Annotated in this window: 21 protein-coding genes; 11 read left to right on the top strand and 10 right to left on the bottom strand. The window is 54.8% G+C overall.

Features of this window, described 5'->3' with window-relative positions; translation table 11 throughout:
- Positions 1–102: 102 nt before the first annotated feature.
- The 10 genes from IPM50_12005 to IPM50_11960 form a co-directional block, all read right to left on the bottom strand.
- Positions 103–1260, bottom strand: a complete 1158-nt coding sequence (locus tag IPM50_12005) for an SPFH domain-containing protein (protein ID QQS32377.1) — start codon at positions 1258–1260, stop codon at positions 103–105.
- Positions 1261–1707: 447 nt separating this feature from the next.
- Positions 1708–2184 (bottom strand): VanZ family protein, encoded by a 477-nt coding sequence (locus IPM50_12000; protein ID QQS32376.1) that lies wholly within the window; start codon positions 2182–2184, stop codon positions 1708–1710.
- A 317-nt stretch (positions 2185–2501) separates the two neighbouring features.
- A complete protein-coding gene (locus IPM50_11995; GenBank protein ID QQS32375.1) occupies positions 2502–2753 on the bottom strand; it encodes a hypothetical protein in 252 nt (83 codons plus the stop codon).
- 109 nt (positions 2754–2862) lie between these two features.
- A complete protein-coding gene (gene atpG / locus IPM50_11990) occupies positions 2863–3735 on the bottom strand; it encodes an ATP synthase F1 subunit gamma (protein ID QQS32374.1) in 873 nt (290 codons plus the stop codon).
- A gap of 66 nt (positions 3736–3801) precedes the next feature.
- Positions 3802–4152 carry a hypothetical protein gene (locus IPM50_11985; protein ID QQS32373.1) on the bottom strand — a complete coding sequence of 117 codons (351 nt, stop codon included), beginning with the start codon at positions 4150–4152 and terminating at the stop codon, positions 3802–3804.
- Complete coding sequence (locus IPM50_11980) at positions 4136–4360, bottom strand: hypothetical protein (GenBank protein QQS32372.1); 225 nt, start codon at positions 4358–4360, stop codon at positions 4136–4138. Before IPM50_11980 ends, IPM50_11985 begins: the two co-directional genes overlap by 17 nt.
- A 40-nt stretch (positions 4361–4400) precedes the next feature.
- Positions 4401–5933 (bottom strand): F0F1 ATP synthase subunit alpha, encoded by a 1533-nt coding sequence (locus tag IPM50_11975; GenBank protein QQS32371.1) that lies wholly within the window; start codon positions 5931–5933, stop codon positions 4401–4403.
- A 75-nt stretch (positions 5934–6008) separates the two neighbouring features.
- Positions 6009–6551 carry an ATP synthase F1 subunit delta gene (gene atpH / locus IPM50_11970; protein ID QQS32370.1) on the bottom strand — a complete coding sequence of 181 codons (543 nt, stop codon included), beginning with the start codon at positions 6549–6551 and terminating at the stop codon, positions 6009–6011.
- Positions 6551–7102 (bottom strand): hypothetical protein, encoded by a 552-nt coding sequence (locus tag IPM50_11965; protein QQS32369.1) that lies wholly within the window; start codon positions 7100–7102, stop codon positions 6551–6553. The genes atpH and IPM50_11965 overlap by 1 nt, the downstream gene beginning before the upstream one ends.
- Before the next feature lie 6 nt (positions 7103–7108).
- Positions 7109–7558, bottom strand: a complete 450-nt coding sequence (locus tag IPM50_11960; protein QQS32368.1) for a hypothetical protein — start codon at positions 7556–7558, stop codon at positions 7109–7111.
- A 277-nt stretch (positions 7559–7835) separates the two neighbouring features.
- Between IPM50_11960 and xth the strand changes: the two genes are divergently transcribed.
- From xth to IPM50_11905, 11 genes are all read left to right on the top strand, one after another.
- On the top strand, positions 7836–8606 hold the full coding sequence (xth, locus tag IPM50_11955; GenBank protein ID QQS32367.1) for an exodeoxyribonuclease III: 771 nt from the start codon (positions 7836–7838) through the stop codon (positions 8604–8606).
- Between the two features lie 258 nt (positions 8607–8864).
- Complete coding sequence (locus IPM50_11950) at positions 8865–9419, top strand: class I SAM-dependent methyltransferase (protein ID QQS34517.1); 555 nt, start codon at positions 8865–8867, stop codon at positions 9417–9419.
- 363 nt (positions 9420–9782) lie between these two features.
- Positions 9783–12434, top strand: coding sequence for a zinc-dependent metalloprotease (locus IPM50_11945; GenBank protein ID QQS32366.1), 2652 nt, complete (start codon positions 9783–9785; stop codon positions 12432–12434).
- 155 nt (positions 12435–12589) lie between these two features.
- Positions 12590–12970, top strand: a complete 381-nt coding sequence (locus tag IPM50_11940) for a nuclear transport factor 2 family protein (protein ID QQS32365.1) — start codon at positions 12590–12592, stop codon at positions 12968–12970.
- Between the two features lie 45 nt (positions 12971–13015).
- Entirely contained in the window at positions 13016–14755 is a 1740-nt protein-coding gene (locus IPM50_11935; GenBank protein ID QQS32364.1) for a tetratricopeptide repeat protein, read from the top strand.
- A gap of 6 nt (positions 14756–14761) precedes the next feature.
- Positions 14762–16474 carry a tetratricopeptide repeat protein gene (locus IPM50_11930; GenBank protein QQS32363.1) on the top strand — a complete coding sequence of 571 codons (1713 nt, stop codon included), beginning with the start codon at positions 14762–14764 and terminating at the stop codon, positions 16472–16474.
- A 6-nt stretch (positions 16475–16480) separates the two neighbouring features.
- Positions 16481–18220: a tetratricopeptide repeat protein gene (locus IPM50_11925; protein ID QQS32362.1), complete on the top strand. Its 1740-nt coding sequence runs from the start codon at positions 16481–16483 to the stop codon at positions 18218–18220.
- A gap of 6 nt (positions 18221–18226) precedes the next feature.
- A complete protein-coding gene (locus tag IPM50_11920) occupies positions 18227–20290 on the top strand; it encodes a PD40 domain-containing protein (GenBank protein QQS32361.1) in 2064 nt (687 codons plus the stop codon).
- A gap of 23 nt (positions 20291–20313) precedes the next feature.
- A complete protein-coding gene (locus tag IPM50_11915; GenBank protein QQS32360.1) occupies positions 20314–22110 on the top strand; it encodes a tetratricopeptide repeat protein in 1797 nt (598 codons plus the stop codon).
- Between the two features lie 74 nt (positions 22111–22184).
- Positions 22185–22946 carry an SDR family oxidoreductase gene (locus tag IPM50_11910; protein QQS32359.1) on the top strand — a complete coding sequence of 254 codons (762 nt, stop codon included), beginning with the start codon at positions 22185–22187 and terminating at the stop codon, positions 22944–22946.
- 119 nt (positions 22947–23065) lie between these two features.
- Positions 23066–23527 (top strand): hypothetical protein, encoded by a 462-nt coding sequence (locus IPM50_11905; GenBank protein ID QQS32358.1) that lies wholly within the window; start codon positions 23066–23068, stop codon positions 23525–23527.
- Positions 23528–23630: the final 103 nt, after the last annotated feature.

Below are 23630 nucleotides of genomic sequence, written 5' to 3'. Positions count from 1 at the left end.
GTCAAATTCTAAAGTAAAAAGGCAAAAGTCAAAAGCGGGAGTGAAACGATGAGGGTCGCGACATTCTCATTTACTTTTGCCTTTCGCCTATTGCCTTTCAACCTATTCTGCTTCGGTCTTTGTTCCGCATTCGGGGCAGAATTTTGCACCCGGAGCGAGTTCATAACCGCAGTCGGCGTTGGAGCATTTCTGTTTTTCCTGCGACGAACCGCATTCGGAGCAGAATTTGGCGCCTTCGCGCAAGCTTGCACCGCATTTCACGCAGGGCACCTTGACGACCTCCATCTTGCCGCCGCATTCTGCACAGAATTTGGCCGAGGGCTGATTGGGCTTGCCGCATGAAGGGCACGCGGCGGTCGCGGTTTGTCCTGCGGGGCCGCCGCCTGCGGCCTGCTGGCCGAAAGCACTCGCCATCTGTCCGCCGACCGCAAAACCAGCGCCGAGTCCGGCACCGAGCCCCGCACCGCCGCCTTCATTTTGTGCGGCATCGCGAAGTGCGTCAGCGGCCTGGAACTGCATATAGCGGCTTGCGTCGCCGAGGGCGCCCATCTGAGCACGTTTATCGAGAGCCGCCTCGACCTCAGGCGGCAGGCTGATGTTCTCGATAAAGAATTTCGTGACCTCGAGGCCCCACGCGTTGAAATCGACGTTGATCGCACCGCGGATCTGCTCGCCGAGCTCTTTGTATTGCGATGCGAGGTCGAGCGCCGGGATCTTCATCTCGCCAAGTGCGTCGGAAAATTCGGTGACGATGGCACGTTTGAGTTGGCTTTCAATGTCGTCAGCCTGAAAATGGGCGTTCGTGCCGGCGATCTCGCGGATAAAGCCCGCGGGGTCCGCCACGCGGAGGCTGTAAGCACCGAAAGCACGCAGGCGGACGATGTCAAAATCGGCATCGCGGAGCATGATCGGGTTCGAAGTGCCCCATTTCATATCGGTGAACTGCTTGGTATTTACGAAGTAAACCTCTGATTTGAACGGCGAGTTGAAGCCGTATTTCCAAGCGCCGAGCTTGGTTAGAATTGGCGTGTTGCCGCCGTCGATCTCGTACTTGCCGGGCGCGAAAACGTCGGCGACCTGGCCTTCGTGGACGAACACGGCGGCCTGCGATTCGCGGACGATGAGCTGCGCACCGTTCTTGATCTCTTGCCCGTGCACGGGAAAGCGGTACAGCAGCGTGTCCTTGCTGTCATCGAGCCACTCGATGACCTCAATAAATTGGTTCAAAGCCTCTGTTTTGATCTTGTCAATAATGCTCATTAAATGTTCTCCCCGGAAATTAAAATGCTGAAGTACTTAACGATAGAATATGACACAAAGTTGCCTGAATTGAAAGCAAATTGCAGTTTTGGGCGGGTGAATGGTGAGTGCCGCGAAATTGTGTTCGCGACCCGCACGTGTCAGTAGCCCGCAAAGGGATCACGTTGCACAAGCCCACGCGTGAGCAAGGGCGAATAGCGAACGACGGACACAAACGAAGAAACCACACGCATCTTCTACCCGCGTTCTTTTCGTATGACCACGTTCCGGATATCGCCCTTGCTTACGCGCGGGCTTCTGCAGCTGCTCTCTGCGTTGTCTCCGTACTCCCGGCAAAAAAGTATTGCGGCGAGCCCTCACTGACGTGCAGGCTACTGACACAGACGAATGCAATTTAGGCGGTCAACCACCCGCTACCGCAGGTGGTACTGACAGGAAGTGTCGCCGCTAAGCGGAGTTATTGCCCCGGCGATAGCGGGTCCAGAGCCAAACGGCGAGGACGGCGGTGGTGCCGCCGGCGGTGTCCAGGAGGACGTCCTGATAGGTTCCCGTGCGTGCGGATGAAAAGCTTTGGTTGATCTCGTCGATGGACGCGATCGCGATGACGAAGAGTATCGGTATCACGAATTTGTATCGCCGCAGCACATCAAAATGCGAGGTCCACATCGCTCGAAGCACGAGCAGGGCGAGGACGGCGTATTCGACGACGTGTGCGGATTTACGAACGAGGCCGTGGATGATCTGCAGCGACGCCTCGCTGATATCGGGGAAGAAAAACAGTACAAACGGGCGTAAGAACCGCGAGGTCTCGTTCATCGAGCCGCTGTCGCTGGACAGGTAAAAGATGACCGCGACCCACAAAAATACCGGCGCGTAAGCTGAGAGCCGCCCGCGCCGGCCTTTGTTGGAAACTTCAGACGCCATTAATTAGGCATATTGAACCCGGACGAGAATGCAAGCCCGCCGCCGACCACGAGTGCGATCCAGCCGGCGATCACAAGAATGAGGGGAACCATTCCCTGTTTTCTCATGATGAAGAAAACAATGCCTCCGAGCGGCTGACAAAAGAAATTGACAAGGCCTCAAATGACCTTTTCCTGTGTGTTCGAACCGGTCTGAATGGCCGTGACGACCAACCAAATGGTACCGACGAGAAGAAGAATGTAACCGAGAATCGCTATCATAGATGTTCCTCCAAGGGGGTTTGTTTTTTAGCCAGGAAACTTATATTTCGGGAAATACTACCTCAGGACCTCGTTGATCGAGGTCGTAAAACCGTATCCGTAAAGCACGACGCCGATGATGCCGAGCACCATCGGAACCAAGCCCTGTTTTTTCACCGCATAGAAAATGATGCCTGCCAAAGGCTGGAAAAGCAGATTGACGATGACCCAAATGGCCTTTTCGCCGGTTGAGGCGCCCGATCGAACGCTGAGAACCACGAACCAAACGATACAGATCAACATCAAAAGCCCGCCGATGCCAATGAACATAGCTATTCCTCCTAAGTGTGAAATTGAAAAACGAAAATGCAGGCAAAGCATAAACGAATTCTCGCCGGAATTCAAATAGCTTGCCTGCTATATGTTGAAGTGAATACGCTTAAGCGGCGGCGGCGCCGGAAACGACCTCGATGATCTCTTTTGTAATTGCTGCCTGACGGATGCGGTTCATGTTGAGCGTCAGCGTGTCGATCAGCTCGCCTGCGTTCTTTGATGCGGAATCCATCGCCGTCATACGCGAACCCTGTTCGCTGGCGACCGATTCGAGCATGCCGCGATAGATCTGCGTTTCGACCTGTTTGGGCAGCAGGCGGCCGAAGATCTCAGACGCGGGCTGTTCGTAGATATATTCAGCCGAAGGGCCGGCGTCGCCGTCATCCTGAGCCGTTTTCGGGATCGGCAGAAGCTGCTGAATGACCGGCTTTTGCGACAGAACGGTCTTGAATTCGGTGAAGACGACGAATACTTTATCGATACTTTCGTCCTCGGTGAATTGTGCAATGAGCTTGTTCGCGATCTCGACAGCGTCGGCGTGATCGACCTGTCCGCTGCCGGTCAGGCCGATGTACTCATCGACGATCGCAACATCGCGGCGTTTGAAAAAGTCGCGGCCCTTGCGGCCGACGGTGATCAGCTCGGCCTGCTTCGCTTCATTTTCGCGAAGGAAAGCCTGTGTCGCTTTGATGACGTTCGCGTTGAAGGCACCGGCGAGGCCTTTGTCGGCGCTGATGAGGACGATGAGATATTTTTCATCGCCGCGTTCATCGAGCAGCGGGTGCGAAAATTCGCCCGCGACCTTTGAACTCAGATCGCCGAGCACATCGCTCATCTTGCCTGCATACGGACGCGACGCCGTCACGCGGTCCTGTGCTCGTTTCAGCTTTGCCGCGGCGACCATCTTCATCGCCTTGGTGATCTGCTGTGTGTTCTTGACCGACTTGATGCGTCGGCGCATGTCCAAAAGACTTGGCATAAAAATAGTTACGAGTGATAAGTGACAGGTTACAAGTAAAACCTATCACCTGTTAACGTTCACTGTTTACGCTGCGGCGACCAGTTTCTTCAATTGAGCGTCGCTTATGTCGCCTTGGTCACTCTTGTCGTACACGGTCAGCAGATTGACTATGGTCTGCTGGACCTTTCTCTTTTCGACCGTCTCCTCGATCTCGACAAGGGTGATGACGCGGGCACCACCGCTTTTGCCTTTACTCTTACTCGCGATCTTTAGGCGGACCTTAAAAACATTTCCGCCTAGCGAAGTGCCCGATCTCGGGTCGACTTTCAGTTCTGCCTCCAGTCTCAAAAGATCGTCGAGAAATGACCGATGTCTTCGTATCAACGGTCGCGAGGCTCGCTTAAAACTCTCAGTGACCCTAATTTCGACTTTCATTCACGAAATCCGATAGCGACTGGAGCTTCTTGCCCCCGGCGGCGGCCTCACGCACCTCACTCATACCGTCGCGGATACCTGAGAATACCTTTAGCTTCGCCTCAAGCCTCTTAACTTTGTTGTTGAGGCGTGTCCATTCGTCATAAGGCATCAATATCGAACTTTTTTCGCCGTTCTCGTCGACGTATATCTGTATTCGAGTCTGCATACCTTCTACCATAACAACTGCATCGCTAAGGACGCAAAAATTAAGCTCCGACCGCAGCGGCCGATTCCCAGCGTGTTGCCTTGAAATCGTCGATGGCCTCGGTCATCGCTGCCTTGACATCGTCGTCGATGCTCTTCTTTTCGCGAAGCGAATTCAGCACGCCGGGATGCGAACTCTTGACGAAGGTCATCAGGTCGTCTTCGAAGCGGCGGATGTCGTCCACTGAAACATCGTCGGCGAAACCGTTGGTCAACGCCCAGATGATGAACACCTGATCTTCGACCTCCATCGGCACGTACTGCGGCTGCTTGAGCACTTCGGTCAGGCGTTTACCGCGTTCGAGCTGCGATTGGGTCGATTTGTCGAGGTCCGAACCGAACTGAGCGAATGCCGCCAGCTCGCGAAACTGTGCCAGGTCGATACGCAGCGTACCGGCGACCTGCTTCATCGCCTTGATCTGTGCCGAACCGCCCACGCGGGAAACCGAGTTACCCACGTTGATAGCGGGACGCACGCCCGAGTTGAACAGATCGCTCTCGAGGAAGATCTGTCCGTCGGTGATCGAGATGACGTTCGTCGGAATGTATGCGGAGATGTCGCCTGCCTGCGTTTCGATGATCGGCAGCGAGGTCAAGCTTCCGCCGCCGCGTGCATCCGCCATTTTTGCGGCGCGTTCGAGCAAGCGGCTGTGAAGATAGAAAACGTCTCCGGGATATGCTTCGCGGCCCGGCGGACGACGGAGCAGCAGCGAGATCTCGCGATATGCGGCTGCCTGCTTTGAAAGATCGTCGTAAATGGTCAGTGCGTGGCGGCCGTTGTCGCGGAAATATTCGCCCATCGCGCAGCCTGCATACGGGGCCAGGAACTGCATCGCCGCAGGATCCGAAGCGGTCGCCGAAACGATGATGGTGTAATCCATCGCACCGTATTCTTCGAGTTTCTGACGCACCTGAGCAACCGTCGACTGCTTTTGGCCGATAGCGACGTAGATACAGATAACGTCCTTGCCCTTCTGATTGATGATGGTGTCGATCGCGACGGCGGTCTTGCCGGTCTGGCGGTCGCCGATGATCAGCTCACGCTGGCCGCGGCCGATGGGCACCATCGAGTCAATAGCCTTGAGGCCGGTCTGAAGCGGCTCTTTAACGGGCTGGCGGTCGATGATGCCGGGAGCGATACGCTCGACCGGAAAATACGTGTCCGTGACGATGTCGCCCTTCTGATCGATGGGATTGCCGAGAGCGTCAACGACGCGGCCGATCAGAGCGTCGCCCACGGGCACGCTCATGATGCGCTTCGTTCGTTTGGCTTCGTCGCCCTCTTTGATCTTTTGAAAATCGCCGAACAGCACGCATCCAACCTTGTCTTCTTCAAGGTTGAGCGCGAGGCCGCGTACGCCGTGCGGGAATTCGAGCAGCTCGCCGGCCATGACCTTGTCCAGGCCATAGATCTCGGCGATACCGTCGCCGACCTTGATCACGGTGCCTACCTCGGCGACCGTCATCGACGCGTCAAAATTCTCGATCTGTGCTTTAATGATCTCGTTGATCTCGTTAGCTTTTATCGCTTCCATGTTTTTAAGTGACGGGTGATAAGTGACAAGTGACAGGTTCCGATCCTCTCGTTCCCTGCTGCCTGTTACGATTCACTATCCGCTGATAAGTTGTTCTCTTAAATTCTCCAGTTTCGTTTTGACCGAGCCGTCATAAACGGTCGATCCGATACGCGTGACGACACCGCCGATCAGGCCGCTGTCCACCGCAAAATCTATCTTCACTTTCTTGCCGGTGAGCTCTTCGAGCGAGCGTTCGAATTCAGCACGCTCGTCCGCCGGCAGTTCCGCCGCCGAGATGACCTCGGCCGGGACGACGCCGCCGCGAAATTCAAGCTCCTCTTCAAATTTTTCCCTGATAACGGCGATGCCCGTCAGCCGCGAATTGCGAAGCAGGACACGCAAAAAGTTCGCTGTGATCTGCGAAGGCTTCGTCCTGGAAAGGATCTCTTCGAGCACCTTTTCCTTCGAAGCATGCGGGATCGACGGGTTGGCGAAAACGTTTGACAGGTCGGCGTTTTCGGCAAGCATTGCCGTAAAACCGGCGATCTCGTTTCGCACGGTGTCTGCGGTGTCATGCCCTGCGACGACGTCGGCGAGGGCTGTCGAATAACGGCGGGCTACAACTTCGATGCTCATTAATTCAGCCCTCCGATCTCGTTGATGCTCGCTTTGACGAGGCGTGCGTTCGTCGCCGGGTCGATCTGCGTTTTCAGTTTTTCAGTAGCAAGACGAATACTCTCTTCGGCCGAGAAGCGGCGAAGTTCCGCACGCGACTGCGTTGCAAGCCGTGCGACCTCTGCCTCGGCCTGCTGCGTGAGGCGTTTTGCCTCGGCTTCGGCCGCGTCTGCAACGCGTTTGGCCTCAAATTCAGCTTCGGCTTTAGCTTTTTCGAGTATCGACGCCTTTTCAGCGGCGGTCGCCGCCTCTTTTTCCGAGGCGAGGGCGAGGCGTGCTTCAGCGGCCTTTTTCTCTTCTTCGGCCCGTATCAGGTCGGCACGTATCTCTTCGCGTTTTGCTTTGAAAGCCTCAGAAAGCGGCTTTTTCAGGACCTTGTACAGGATAGTGACGAAGATGGCGAGGTTCAGAAAGCGCCAGAGCTCGAAGCCCGGAATGTTGAAATATTTATCGTAAAATCCGCCGCCGCCGGCAGCGAACATCATTAGCAGGAATGTGACGGTTGCCAACATATATAATTACGCTTTCAGCATCTCCCCTGCGATCTTGTCTGCCATCTTTTCGGCCTCGGCGGCGATGGCGTCGCGTGCTTCGGCGGTCTGTTTGGAAATGTCTGCCTTTTCCTTCTCAACGCGTGCCGCTGTTTCGCTTCGCAGAGCGGCGAGCTTTGCCTGACGGGCGGCCTCGGCCTCTTGCTGCTGCTTTTCGATAAGCGAATAGCCTTCGCTGCGGGCTTCGAGCATCGCGGCAGTGTAAGCGGATTCTTTCTCGGCTGCCTTTGCGATGATCTCGTCGGCCTCGCTGGAATGTCCGCCGCTGTATTTTTCGCGCTCAGTGATGGCCTTATTAATAGGCCTGTAAAACGTGCGGTTGAGGATATAGATCATCAGCAGGACGAGCCCGATGTGTATGAACAGCGTGCCGTCCGGGAAAAGCTGAATTGATCCGGCAAATGCCAAAAGCTGCATAACCTTTTTAATACCGTGTTAACGGTCAGAACCGGTGAAAATACCGTCCGATTCTCAAAAGATACGAGGTTACCACGCGCGCTGATTTAGGGTCAAGGCAAGGCAGGCTTTGTGAGCTTAGAAATGGGCTGAACGCAGAGACCGCGGAGACCGACAAGGGAGAGCCACTTCGATAAGGAAGTGGCTAATGCACTCTGGCAGCCTGCGGTCCGGCGGAATTGCCACTCGCTCACGCGAGTGGTTCTTCGTTTGGGCGGTGTGTGGTAAAAGTATGTTAATGAAGATCGCAACTTGGAATGTGAATTCGATCAACGTTCGTGTGCCGCATCTGGTCGAGTGGGCGAGGCGTGAGCAGCCGGACGTGATCTGCCTGCAGGAGACAAAATGCGTTGACGAGAACTTCCCTCTTCCGATCGTGAACGAGCTCGGTTACGAGGCGGAGTTTTTCGGGCAGAAATCGTATAATGGCGTCGCGATATTGTCGAAACACGCGATGTCGGACGTGCAGAAAGGCTTTGCGGACGACGACGAAGATGCTCCCAAACGCCTGATCGCCGCGACGGTGAAAGGCGTCCGCATGGTCAATACGTACATACCTAACGGCACGGAGCTCGGCACGGACAAATTCGCTTTCAAGCTGGACTGGCTGCAGCGGCTGCGGCATTTTTTTGACGCCGGCTGCGACACGGCGGGCGACGTTCTGCTGTGCGGTGATTTTAACGTGGCGATGACGGACGAGGACGTCTGGAGCGTGCCGCATTGGCAGGGCAAACTGCATTTTACGCTGCCCGAACGCGCGGCGATGCACTACGTGAAACAGTGGGGGTTTGACGACGCTTTCCGCGTGAAGAACGGCGATGTGAAGCAGTTTTCGTGGTGGAATTACCGCGAGGGAGCCTGGCAGAAGAATCAGGGCCTGCGCATCGACTACATCTGGACGTCGCCGAGCCTAACGGCAAAATGCACGTCGTGCGTGATCGACACCTCGACACGCGGCCTGGAAAAACCGAGCGACCACGCACCGGTGATCGCGGAATTCGCGGTCTAGCCTTATCTAATGAGCCTAATTTCGCAGATCGGCAGGGCGTTTCGCGAGCCCGGAAAAGCGTGGCGATACGCAAAGATCGCGATCCGCACGATCCCTTTTCGCACTCGGCTCGTTCGGCTACTGCCGCGATCCTTTTCGCTGTCGCACGCACCGGAGCGATACGTTACGCATCTGCCGAAATACCGCGAACGCGGCGGGCTTTTCGATCCTGCGGACACGGGCAAATGGCTGAGCGGCAATCCGAACAACGCCGGCGACATGCCGCGATACCATTTTCTGAATCTCACCTGCGACCAGATATTGAAAGAAGGCATCACGGGCGACGTCGCCGAATTGGGCGTTTTTCGCGGGAATTCGGCGTTCCTGTTGGCGAAATTGGCGCGAAAGCTCGGCACGACGGCATATCTTTTCGACACATACGAAGGCTTTGACCAACGCGACCTGGCGGGCGTGGACGCCAAAGCCCCGGCAGCCTTTTCAAATACGTCGCTGGAGCGCGTAAAACGGCTCGTCGGCGAAGAGAACGCTGTTTATGTCGCGGGCTTTTTTCCGGATTCACTCGGACAGGTCGAGGGCGACCCGCGTTTTTGCCTTGTACACCTTGACTGCGATCTCTACGCGCCGATGAAGGCCGCACTTGAATATTTTTATCCGCGGCTGGTGCCCGGCGGCTGGCTGATAGTGCACGATTATGCAAGCCTCGTGTGGGACGGCGCGGAAAAGGCGGTCGATGAGTTCTTTGCAGACAAACCCGAGAATCTGATACTCATTCCCGACAAAGCGGGAACTGCCGTCATCCGCCGCACTTCATAGCCGAAGGCCTTGAAACGCAGAGACCGCTGAGATCGCAAAGAAATAGAATAGACACAATTGAATGAGCGAAGCGGGTGTAAGCGGAGGAGCGTACAAACTTCCCTTTGCTCAGCGGTCTTTGCGGTCTCTGCGTTAACTGTCCTTTTCTAAACCGATCTGTGGACGCTCTTATTGACAAAACTTTACAGAAATAACCCGCGTATAAGCCCTATTTTCGTTGCAATGCGGGAATTCGGGTGTTATAAAAACCGTAGATTCAGTAAGGCCCTCCAATTTTCGCGAGCTGTATGACAGACGCTTAGAAACGGAATTTTTGCCGACTGGAGATAACCGCTATTCACAGACACAACCGGAGGAAATCAAATGTTTAAGACCGCAGGACGCGTGTTGTTGTATACGTTCGTCTTTTCGATGTTTGTTGGTATCCTGCCCGCACAGGATCCGACACCGGCGCCCGCACCGACAGGTACACCCGCAGGCGGCCCGCCGGCAGGCGTTAGGCCCGGAATGCCGGGCGGAGCAGGAGCTGCTTCCTCGCAGGACCCGCAGCCGTATGACAAGGTGATCACTGCCGATGCAAAATCAAAGAAAGGCATCTTCACCGTTCATCAGGTAAAGGATAAGTATTATTACGAGATCCCGAAATCCGAGATGGGCAAGGAATTCCTGTGGGTGACGCAGATCGCCAGAACAACGCTCGGCGTCGGCTACGGCGGACAGGCACTCGGCCGCCGCGTGGTGCGATGGGAACTGGCCGACAATAAGGTGATGCTCCGCAACGTGAATTACGGCATCGTTGCCGACCCGACCCTGCCCATCGCAGAGGCGGTCGCGGCTGCGAATAACGAGACAATTTTGATGTCGTTTCCTGTCGCCGCCTTTGGCCCGAACAACGACACTGCGGTGATCGAGGTCGGTAGACTGTTTACGACCGATGTCTTCGAATTCAGCGCACGTCAGCGATTGAACGCGACGACGATGGACACGACACGAACTTTCATCGACCGCGTCTCGGCTTTCCCGACGAACATCGAAGCACGCGCGACGCATACCTATGTGCGGCAGCCCTCGCCGGCGGGAGCTTTTCAACAGCAGCAGGGCGGTCCCGGCGGTTCGGGAATGTCGCCCGGAAGTGCGAGCGTAGTGCTGCATTACAGTATGGTCAAACTGCCCGAAAACCCGATGATGCCGCGTCTGTTTGATGAACGCGTCGGATATTTCTCAGTGACGCAGACGGACTATGGACGCCCGGAACACCGCGCTCAGCAGCGGCGCTACATCACGCGCTGGCGTCTGGAAAAGAAAGACCCGAACGCGGCCCTTTCCGAGCCGGTGAAGCCCATTGTTTACTACGTCGATCGTGCGACACCGAAATGGCTGGTTCCTTTCACGATCCGCGGCGTAGAGAAATGGCAGAAAGCGTTCGAGGCGGCAGGGTTCAAGAACGCAATCATCGCAAAGATGCAGCCCTCAAAAGCGGAAGATCCGGAGTTCGATCCGGAAGACGCACGTTATTCAGTGATCCGCTGGCTGCCCTCGACCATCGAGAACGCTTCGGGCCCGCATATCAACGACCCGCGAACCGGCGAGATCCTGGAATCCGACATTCAGATGTATCACAACATCATGAACCTGCAGCGTTCGTGGTATTTCACGCAGGTCGGCCCGCTCGACCCGCGCGTTCACAAGCTGCCGATGCCGGATGATCTGATGGGCACGCTGGTCGAATACGTCGTCGCACACGAGGTCGGCCACACGCTCGGTTTCCAGCACAACATGAAGGCGAGCTCGTTGTATCCGCAGGACAAGGTCCGCGACCGCGAGTGGGTCAAGAAGATGGGCCACGTTGCCACGCTGATGGACTATTCGCGTTTCAACTATGTCGCACAGCCTGAAGACAAGATCGCTGTCGAAGACCTCGTTCCGGGCATCGGCCCGTATGACGTATGGGCGACGATGTGGGGATACAAACCCATTCCGACCGCCAAATCGTCCGACGCCGAATTGCCGACGCTCGACAGTTGGGCACGCCAGCAGGACGAGACGCCGTGGCTGCGGTTTTCGACACAGGGCTCAGCCGGCAGCGACCCTGGCGAACTGACCGAGGCCGTCGGCGACGCCGACGCGATCGCGTCAACAACGCTGGGTATCGCGAATCTGCGCCGCGTTGCCAAATTGCTCGTTCCTGCAACGACCACACAGGCGGGCCAGCCTTACAACGACCTGTCTGAACTCTACGGCCGCATGCTCGGCCAATGGGTGCTCGAATTGAACCACGTCGCCGCGATCGTCGGCGGATTTGATTCGCAGCAGAGGCACATCGGCCAAACAGGTGTGCGGTTCACGATGATCCCGCGTGCACGGCAGGCACAGGCGGTCAAGTTCCTCAATGACAACGCCTTTGCACGGCCCGACTGGGCGATCGATAAGGACATTTTGCGGCGAATAGAGCCGATCGGTGCCTTGAACCGCGTACGCAACGCACAGAACAGCGTACTGAACAACCTGCTTTCGAGCCCGCGTTTCGCCCGCATGATCGAACAGAACGCACTCGACGGCCCGTCGGCATATCATCCGGCGGATTTCCTGGGCGATGTTCGCAACGGCGTCTGGTCCGAGCTTAAGACCGATGCTCCTGTGATCGACGCTTACAGGCGCAATCTGCAGCGGTCTTATCTTGATATCGCAAATAACAAGATAACCGGCCCGCCGCCGACAGCACCGGCGAACGTGCCCGCAGGTTTCCAGGCGATGTTCATATCGAGCGGCGACGAGCGTGCGTTCTATCGCGCCGAACTTCGTGAACTGGTGAGCGAGATCAACGCCGCTCTGCCGAAGACGACCGACCGCACGACGAAGATCCATTTGGAAGCGACGCTCGATCAGATCGGCAAGATACTCGATCCGAACGCACCGTCGTTCTCAAATCCTGCGGCAAACCGTTTTGCGATGGAATTTCTCGAACTCTATCTTAATCCGACCTCGTGCTGGCCGGATTACGTGATCGAACCGTAAACAACTTTACGGTCGAACAGTTATGCGCGTGAGGCCTGATGCCTCACGCGCATTTTTTTGCTCTGAATGACCCTTTTTATTCTGTTTTATCGTTTGATTTTATAGATATACAAACGTCTTCCCGCAGAAACTCAAAAACAGGAGAAAACCGGATCATGACCTACGCAACCTCACAAAGCGGCGACCGCGAAGCGATCGTTCAAGCACTTACCACCTATATTTCCGGCGGCGTCTCAGGAAAGAGCAGCGATATGAGGCCCGCTTTCCACGACAGAGCCACCATTCACGGCTATTTGGGACCCGACCTGATCGCAGGGCCGATCGAAGGGCTCTTCGACTGGATCGACGAGAACGGGCCCGCATCCGAACTGACGGCCGACATATCCGCGGTCGATATCTGCGAGACCATCGCCACCGCACGCGTCGAATGCCATAACTGGGGCGGACACCGCTTTACCGATATGTTCACTCTGCTCAAAACCGACGGCGAATGGAAGATCGTCAGCAAGGTCTTCTACCTGCATCCGGAGGAATGAGTTACACTCATTCAATAATCCGAATACAGCTGCCGGGACAAAAATATGAAACGATGCCCTGAATGTAGACGGGATTATTACGACGATACGCTGCTGTATTGTCTCGATGATGGAAATGCTCTGCTCGAAGGCCCGGCGAGCGGCAGGTCAGAACCGCCTGCGTCAGCGGGCGGGCAGTTCGATGAGCCTCGGACCGCGATACTCCATTCGACGGCCGCCCCAAACGAGGCCGCGACACGAGCGCAGATACATACGACCGAGCAAACGGCAGTTTTGCCGTCGGGTATTACCGAGCTTCCGAAAACAAAAGGTCTTGATAAAAGGCTATTACTTGCGCCCCTCGCGCTTGCGGTAATTGTCGCAGGTGCCTTTTTTGGCTATCGATATTTGTCGTCTGAAACTACCCAGATCGATTCGATCGCCGTATTGCCATTTCAGAACGTAGGCAGCGATCCCAACTTCGAATATCTCTCGGACGGCATCGCGGAGTCGCTGATAAACAGCCTTACACAGATCCAGCAGTTGAAAGTGATCGCAAGGAACACTGCCTTTCGTTACAAGGGCAAGGATGTAGATGCGGAGCAGGTCGGCCGCGACCTCAGCGTACGGGCGGTTTTGACGGGCAGAGTGCGGCAGGTCGGCGACCGGCTTAATATACAGGTCGATCTCGTCGACGCCGTCACGGGCGCTCAGCTCTGGGGCGAGGAATACGACCGCCCGGCCGCGGATGCCCTTTCAATAAAGCAGGCGATAGCACGCGAGATCACGGACAAACTGCGGCTGCGACTTTCCGGGGAACAGCAGCAGCAAATAAACGCACGCGAAACAACAAACTCTCAAGCGTATCAGTTCTATCTGAGAGGTCGTTTCTACTGGAACCTAAGAAGTACAGAAGGCATCAAGAGAGCGATCGCTGAATTTCAGCAGGCCGTCGATCGCGATCCGAATTACGCACTTGGTTACGTCGGATTGGCTGACAGTTACCTGCTGCTTGAGGAGTACGCCGGAACGCCTATTAGCGAGACCTTGCCAAAGGCGAAGGCGGCTGTGGACAGGGCGTTACAGATCGATGACTCGCTGGCAGAAGCTCATACAAGCCTGGCCTCTATACTTCAGAAGGAGTGGCGATGGGCGGAATCGGAGCAAGAATTCAGGAAGGCCATCGCGCTCAATCCGAATTACCCGACAACGCATCACTGGTTTAGCATTTATTTTCGGATAAAACGGCAATTTGACGACTCGCTGAGACATATCAAACGGGCGCAGGAACTTGATCCTCTCTCGCCCGTCATCAGTTCGAATGTCGCCCAGATCTATTTTATAAAGGGTGACGTTGATACTGCCATTGGGGAGTGGGAAAAGATCATCGAACTTAACCCTAATTATACGGGGGCGTACTCAAACCTGGGAATAGCTCGCGTCATACAAGGGCGTCATGAAGAAGGGATCGCTTTGATCGAGAAGGCGGCCACGTTGTCGGATAGAGCGAGCGTCGTTCTGGGCGATCTGGGTTACTCCTACGCCGTTGCCGGACGACGCTCTGAAGCTTTTCAAATATTAAAGGAACTGGAAGATAGATACACCAGGCGCGAGGCGCTCGGACAGTACCTGGCCAGAGTATACATGGGTCTTGGCGACCATGATAAGGTCTTCGAGTGGCTGGAGAAGGACTTCGGGCAGCGTAGCGGTTTGCTGCTGATCATTACATCATTGTTGCAATTCGATAACCTGCGCTCAGACCCGCGATACAAGGATTTGCTGAAACGGATGAATCTGCCGGAATAGAACATTATGAAACGATGCCCTGAATGCAGGCGAGATTATTACGACGACACGCTGCTGTATTGTCTCGACGACGGCAATGCGCTGCTCGAAGGGCCGGCGTCGATGGATGAACCGGCAACCGCGATCTTGTCAGAACCACCTACGGCAGCGGGTGGTTTAACGCAGCCTACCGACGAGACCGACGTGAAGACGGCTGTTCTTCAACCACCCACTACCGTAGGTGGTTCTGACTCGGTGCGACGGAGTGCGAAGCCGCTGATTGCTGCGGTTATCGCCGTTGCCCTATTTGTCGGTGGGTTCTTTGGCTATAAGTATCTAATGCCGGCCAGCCAGATCGAATCGATCGCCGTGATGCCGTTTGTCAACGAAAGCGGCAATGCTGACGTCGAATATCTCTCCGATGGAATGACCGAGACCTTGATCGGAAGTTTGTCCAAACTGCCAAATTTGAACGTCAAGCCAAGCTCATCCGTCTTTCGTTATAAAGGAACGAAAACGGACGCGAAAACTATTGAGCAGGAATTGAATGTGCACGCGGTATTGAATGGCCGGATCGTTCAACGCGGGGAGGAATTGACGCTGAGTCTGGAACTCGTCGATGTTCGCAAAGACGCGGTGCTGTGGAGCGAACGGTATGTACGAAAACAGTCGGATCTCGTTTCACTTCAGAGCGAGATCGCCAAAGATGTTTCAAGCCGTCTAAAAACAAGGCTAACGGGTGCCGAAGAAGAGAAAATTGCGAAAAGCTACACCGCCAATGCTGAGGCTTACAGGGATTATCTTCAGGGACGGTATTACTGGAACAAAAGGGATGGGGTGAACCTCCGAAAAGCCATCGAGCAGTTCGAAGCAGCCATTGCCAAAGACCCGAAATATGCGCTCGCTTACGTCGGTCTCGCCGATTCGTATGCAGTATTCCAATGGTGGGATGACGACTTTCCGGTTGATTCATTGTCGAAAGCCAGGCAATTCGCAAAACGAGCAATTGAGATCGATGATTCGCTTGGGGAAGCTCACGCATCGCTCGCATATGTAAATTTGTACTCGTGGAATTGGGCTGAATCCGAAAAGGAATTCCTGCGGGCTATCGAATTGAGCCCGGACTATGCGAATGCGCACAGATGGTACCACGAATACCTGATAACGCAGGGAAGAGTCGATGACGCAACGAGGGCGCTAAAGAAATCGTACGAGCTTGAGCCGTTGTCAGTGATCGTCAATTACAACCTTGCGAATCATTACTGTCAGGACAAACTTGATCCTCAGTCTGCGACCGAGTTTGCCAAAAGAGTTGTAGATCTAGATCCCAAATTCCCCGGGGGACCTCAATTGATGGCGTGTGTGTATCTGGGACAAGGACGCAGTGCCGATGCCTTGGCTGAAGCGAAAAAGGCGGTTGAATTAACGAATGGAAAGATCCGTAGAATTGTTTCTAAACTTGGAGCTGTCTATGCAGAGACCGGGCAGACGGCGAATGCAATGGCGATAATCAAAGAACTGGAAGACGCCTATGCAAAACAGAAAACAGTTGGTGTCCAGATCGCCGAAGTATATGCGGCACTGGGTAATAAAGACAAGGCTTTTGAATGGATAGAAAAAGATGTAGAAAGCCGCGGCTTTGAATTGGTGTTGTCGATCAGGCGGGACGCGCAGTTTGGTTCACTCAAGAGCGACAAGCGTTACGCGGCAATACTGAAGCGAATGGGACTGCCGGAATAGAGAGTTATGAAACGATGCCCTGAATGTAGGCGAGATTATTACGACGACACTCTGCTGTATTGCCTCGATGACGGCAATGCGCTGCTCGAGGGCCCGGCGAGGTCAGAACCGGGAGCGATAGCGACTGGGTTCCCCGGCGACGAACCGCAAACCGCTATCTTGCACTCGACTGCCGCTCCCGGCGAAGCTCCGACTCGTGCCCAGATACATACGACCGAACAGACGGCGGTATTGCCGGCAGGCACAGGCGATGTTGCCGCGAAGCCTCGCGGATTTGACAAGCGGTTGATCGCGGCACCATTGTTGGCGATACTGATCGCAGTTGGCGGTTATTTCGGTTATCGATATCTGGGGCCATTTGGTTCGACACAGATCAATTCCATCGCTGTGATGCCGTTTGTCAATGAGAGCGGGAATGCGGACGTCGAGTATTTGTCGGATGGAATGACAGAAACGCTCATCAAGAGTCTGTCGCAGTTGTCTAATTTGTCGGTCAAGTCGAGGAGCACGGTTTTTTATTACAAGGGTAAGGAAACTTCGCCGAAGAAGATCGGTGAGGAACTCGGTGTTCAGGCGGTTTTGTTGGGAAGGGTTGGCGGGCGTGGTGACGATCTGAAGCTGAGTCTCGAACTCGTCGACACGAGGACACAGGACGTGATCTGGACGGAGCAATACGACCGCAAGCAATCCGACCTCGTTTCGCTTCAAAGCGAGATAGCGAAAGATGTTTCTACAAAACTCAAATCAAAACTGTCGGGTGCGGACGAAGCGAAAGTGGCCAGGAGTTCGACGACAGATCCCGAAGCGTACCAGGCATATCTGAAAGGACGTTATCATTGGAACCGGCGAACCGCTGAAGATCTCAGAAAGGCGATTGAACAGTTCAAGATCGCGACCGACCGCGACCCTAATTATGCGCTTGCATACGCCGGTCTTGCCGATTCCTATTTTGTCTTGAATTCCTATACCGGCACTCCGACAAGCGAGACATTGCCGCAATCGAAAGCATTTGCCGAGCGTGCGATAGCGATCGACGATCATTTGGCCGAAGCACATGCATCGCTGGGGGGCGTCAATAACCAGTCGTGGCGATGGACGGAGGCCGAACGGGAATATAAGCGGGCGATCGAACTCGATCCGCATTACGCCACAGCGTACCTATGGTACGGTCGCCTTCTCAACCATCTTGGCAGGTTTGACGAAGCCGAATTGATGATCAAGCGTGCACATGAACTTGATCCTTTGTCGAGCGTTATCAGTTTGAATCTGTCGTCCATGTATCAGGTACGAAATGATCACAACGCGAGCGTTGAAAACTCTCTCAAGCTGATCGCTCTCGATCCTTACTTTTCAGGCGGGTATCAGGTTTTGGGACTATCGTATCTAAAACAAGGGCGGGACGTCGACGCCATTGCAAACATCGAAAAAGCCGTGGAAATGAGTAACAGGGCCGGTATCAACCTCGCGGAACTTGGTTATAGCTATGGCGTCTTGGGAAAGCGCTCGGAAGCCGTCGCTATTGCCAATGAGTTGAAGGACAAATATGCGAGAAAGGAAGCAACCGGAAAACACGTCGCTGCTGTATATGCAGGGCTGGGCGACAAAGACAATGCTTTCGAATGGCTGGAGAAGGACTTTCAAGCACGCGGCTCTTTAGCATCCATCAGATGGGAAATTCCATTTGAATCTCTCCGCGACGACCCGCGATTCAAGGATCTGCTGAAGCGGATGAATCTGACGGAATAATAGCTTATGAAACGATGCCCTGAATGTAGGCGAGATTATTACGACGACACTCTGCTGTATTGCCTCGATGACGGCAATGCGCTGCTCGAGGGCCCGGCGAGGTCAGAACCGGGAGCGATAGCGACTGGGTTCCCCGGCGACGAACCGCAAACCGCTATCTTGCACTCGACTGCCGCTCCCGGCGAAGCTCCGACTCGTGCGCATATCCATACTACCGAGCAGACAGCCGTTCTAAGCACAGGAGCGGAGGCAGAGCCTCGGGAATCTCTGGGTGGGCCTTCGGAACAGCGGAACCTCTCGGCAAATAGGGCGGCAAAGCCGCTTTTGGCTGTGCTTGCTGTCATCGTTGTCGCCGGGATCGGTTTCGCGATCTACAAATTTGCGTTCAAAAAGGAAACGGCGGCGCTGTCATTCGAGTCGATGAAGATCACAAAGCTCACCGATACCGGCAAGGCGGGGGATGCAGCGATATCCCCCGACGGCAAGTATGTCGTGCATGTGAAGGAAGATGCCGGCCAGGAGAGCCTGTGGGTAAGGCATATAGGCACGGGGAGTAACGTGCAAATCATTCCCCCCGCGGAGGTGGAATACGGACGAATGACATTCTCGCCTGACGGCGGCTACATCTATTTCCCTAGGCAAGACGTTGGTGAGGAGAACCGCACGCTCTATCGAGTTCCCGTTCTGGGCGGCGAACCAAAAAAACTAAATTCCAATGTCAGCAGCGCAGTCACATTCTCACCTGACGGCAAACGGATCGCCTTCGTTCGCAATCAGCCGGGCGAGAGCACAATGTTCATTGCGAATGCCGATGGTACCGGAGATCAGCCGTTGGCGACGCTTAAGCGGCCAGAGTCGTTCAAGACCAGCGGCCCCGGGTGGTCGCCGGATGGAAAGGTGATAGCTAGTTCCGCCGTTGCCGTCGACGGCGCCGACCGTTACCAGAGAATACTTGAAATACGGGTCGAAGACGGATCGATAAAGCCGATCGGGTCTTCGAGATGGGCCGACTGCGGACAGGTCGCTTGGCTTGCGGACGGCAGCGGTGTGATCGCAAATAATTTCGAGATGGGCTCTAATATGGCCCAGGTATACCAGATCTCATATCCTTCCGGCAAAGTCCGTAAGATCACCAACGACCTGCTTTCTTATCACGGTATCAGTATGACGGCTGATTCCGGCTCGATCGTGGTAGTTCAGGAAGACCGTGTTTTCAACATCTGGTCGGCACCGGATGGCGACGCGGGCCGCGCCAAGCAGCTGACGCTCGGCTCCGCAAAATATGAGGGCCGGACAGGCCTAGATTGGACGCCCGACGGCAAGATCGTTTACACGACAACCAGCGGCCTCACTCCACATATCTGGATAATGAACGAAGAAGGCGGCAATCCCCGGCAGTTGACCCAGGGCTACGGATTGTTTCCTTCTGTCTCGCCTGATGGGCGGTACATCGTGTACGGATCACGTTCGAGATCCCAAACTTTTGAGATCTGGCGGATCGATATCGACGGCGCCAACCCAAAACAGTTGACTGATAGAGGATTCTTTCCCGACGTATCACCTGATGGGCTCTGGGTTATCTATAACGTGATAGATGAGCCCGGGGAGCGCCGACTCTGGAAAGTGTCGATCGATGGCGGTGCCCCTGTGCGGCTCACTGATCACTTGTTCAGCCAGGGTGTGGTCGCGCCCGACGGCAAGTCGATCGCCGGGATATACCGTGAGCGGGCGGACTCGGAATTTCGAATAGGCATAATTCCTTTTGAAGGCGGTCCGCCGACAAAGCTGCTCGACCTCCCCCCGGGCTTCAAGACTGTCGAGACGCCCGCAGGCGATCCTCAGCAACTTCATTGGCTGTCCGATGGCCGGTCGCTCGCGTACATCGTCACCCGCGACGGCGTCTCGAATATCTGGAGTATGCCGATCGACGGTGGAGCACCAAAACAATTGACCAATTTCACGACCGATCAGATCGCGTGGTTCGACCTCTCCCGCGACGGCAAGCCAACCCTCTTCTCCCGCGGATCCACGACCAAAGACGTCGTCCTGATCAGCGGGTTAAGAAAATAAACGAGGCAGCAGAATAGGATCTTATGAAACAATGCCCGCAATGCAGACGACAGTATGACAACACGATGATGTTCTGTCTTGATGACGGAACGGAGTTGCTCTACGGCCCGGCGAGGTCAGAACCGGGAGCGGTAGCGACTGGGTTCCCGACCGATGAACCGCAAACCGCGATCTTGCACTCAACCGCCGCTCCCGGCGAAGCTCCGACTCGTGCTCAGATTCACACCACCGAACAGACAGCCGTCTTTCCGCGTGGAGCGGAGGTGGAGCCTCGGGAGTCTATGGGCGACCTTTCGGAGAAGCAGAGCTTCTCCGCAAATAGGGCGGCGAAGCCGCTGGCGGCTTTAGTTGTTGCTGTTCTGGTGTTAGTAGGTGGGTTCTTTGGTTATCGATATTTCGGCATTGGCGGATCGGCGGCCATCAATTCCATTGCCGTGATGCCGTTTGAGAATCGGAATTCCGATGCCGACACGGATTATTTGTCTGACGGTTTGGCGGAATCGGTTATCTTTCGGCTGACGCAGATCCCTGATTTGCGGGTTTCGCCGACGAGTTCGGTGATGCGTTACAAGGGGAAGGAGACCGATGTTGCCAAGATCGCCGCCGAACTTGGCGTGGATGCGGTGATGACCGGACGCCTTACCAAGCGGGGCGACAATCTGAACATCACGGTCGAGCTCGTGGATGCCCGCACCAACAAGTCGCTGTGGGGCGAGCAGTATGAACGGAAACTCTCGGAATTATTGACCACCCAACGCGAGATCGTCACCGAGATCGTGGGCAAACTGCAACTGAAACTATCTGGTGAAAGCGAGCAGAAACTGGCGAAGAATTACACCGACAACAACGAAGCCTATCAGCTTTATCTGCAAGGTCGTTTTCATTGGAACAAGCTGCAAATACCTGAATTTGAAAAGGCGATCGTGTTTTTCAAACAAGCCATCGAAAAAGACCCGAACTATGCCCTTGCTTACAGCGGATTAGCCGATACCTATCATTTGTTTCCATTCTTTGGCGATTTTAGACCGAAAGAATATCGTCCCCAAGCCAAGCAAGCGGCACTCAAGGCTCTTGAACTTGACCCGAACCTGGCGGAAGCCCACACATCACTGGCAAAAGTCATTTATGAATATGAATACGATTTTGCAGGAGCGGAAAGATCATTCAAACGGGCGATCGAACTCGATCCGAACTGGGCGACGGCTCATCAATGGTATGCCGAGCTATTGTCCGCCAGTAATAGGAATGACGAAGCCCTCAGAGAGATAACGAAAGCCGTGGAACTCGACCCGTTTTCGAATCCTATCAATGTATGGATGGTGATTGTTCTGGCACGTGCCGAACGCTTTGACGAGGCACTTTTACACAACAAAAAGTTTAATGAGCTAGTTCCCAATGAAGCACGCTTTCATCGTTTTGCGGGTCGTCTTTATGCCGCTCAAGGCAAATATGACCCGGCTGTCGAAGAATTCTTACTTGCTGCGAAAGCGAATAAAGATTTCAAACCTGAAAATATTGCGAAATTGAAAGAAGCCTACGAAAAAGGCGGATGGGATGGATTCCAGCGGATGAGTCAGGAAATACGCCTCGAAGAGCTGAATGCCAAACAGGCAAAAGACCCCAATGGATATGTTAAAGCGATGGATTATGCCATCGCATACGCTTGGGGCAAAGACAAAGATAAGACTATCGAATATCTGAACAAAGCATATGACGAGCGTGACAAGTTGACCGACCTCAAGGTCGATAAAACTTTGGACTTCGTGCGAGACGACCCGCGATTTAAGGAATTGGTCAAACGAGTCGGGATCCCGGAATAGTCTGAGGCATTGCCACGACAGAATTGAAAGCGGATCTGCTACGGCCGGCATGGAATTAAGGAGACTAAAAGATAGTGAATGAAAAGGTTGCTTTGATCACAGGAGCGAGTAGCGGTATCGGTAGGGCGACGGCCCTTGCGTTTGCTGTAAAGGGGGCGAGCGTTGTCCTTGCTGCGAGACGGCAAGAGGAACTTGATTCGCTTGTGGGCGAGATCGAAGCCGCTGGCGGGAAAGCGACCGCTATTCAGACGGACGTGTCGAATGCGCAGGACGCCGAGCAGATGGTGGCTCACGCTATCGCGACGTTTGGGCGGCTCGACTACGCTGTAAATAACGCCGGCATCGAAGGACAGATCGCGAACATTGTCGATCTCGAGGAGGACGACTGGGACAAGGTTCTCGACATTAACCTTAAGGGGAATTACCTTTGCCTGCGATACGAGGCTCGGGCCATGCTCGATGGCGGACACGGCGGAGCGATCGTCAATGTCGGATCTGTGAACTCCTTTCTCGGTTTTGGCGGAGGAGCTGCGTATGTCGCGTCAAAGCACGGACAGGTCGGCTTGACGACAAGCGCGTCAGCCGAGCTTACGCCTCACGGCATCAGGGTCAACATCGTCTGCCCCGGCTTTGTCGATACGCCGATGCATCATCGTATCCGCGGCATCATCGGTGACGAGATCTTCGACAATGCGATGGTGCCGCAGGTTCACGTCCGACGCGTCGGCAAACCGGAAGAGATCGCGGCCGCGATCTTGTTCCTATGTTCAGACGAAGCAAGTTACATTACCGGCACCACACTCACACCTGACGGCGGGTTTACGATGACGGTCTGATGAAGCGGGTTGGCGAACCTGATAGAAACGAGACGATAAAAGGCCGATAACTGAAGCGGCGTGCCCTTAGGATTGCCTGACGTGAAATTTAGGACATTTCGGCTAGAATATTAGGCGATATGTCCGAATACATCAGAACAACACGCCGCTGCGCGTTTGCGGAATTTACGGGAGATGCCGCTGCCGCGATCAGGAAATACGCTGAAAAACACGGCCTTGACGATGTCGAAGCCGCGGCCGAACACTGTTTCGAGACCGTTTCGACCAAGGAAAAGAAAGGCTTTTTTCGCTCGAGCACTGAAACGGTTATCACGTCCATCGCCGTAACGCCGCATCACCTTGTTTGGGCGGCGGCGAGAAACGACGAAGCTCCGGCGGTGCTGGCGGCGAGGCTGCGAGATATTCACGTGCAGGATCACGAGACGTCCGAAATGTACGAGCTCGTTGCCGATACGGGCGTGAATATCTCAGGGCCGCTCGGCGATGCAATTAGGCCGTCGGCAGCGTTCATCGGCCTCGGGACTGAACCCGCAGCGGCAGAATTTCGCGAAATACTGCATTCCCGCACATCGCTTTCCTAAACCAAAGTATTAAGATTTAACCTCCGCGTAACATTTCGTTAATATCCAATTAAGTGCTGCGACATACTCTTTAGCCAACGAGGGCTAAGGTTTCAGTAATAGT

This window comes from Acidobacteriota bacterium (assembly GCA_016700075.1).
Lineage (GTDB): Bacteria > Acidobacteriota > Blastocatellia > Pyrinomonadales > Pyrinomonadaceae > OLB17.
Note: the sequence above shows the minus strand (reverse complement) of the source record. Positions and strands in the feature narration are given on the sequence as shown.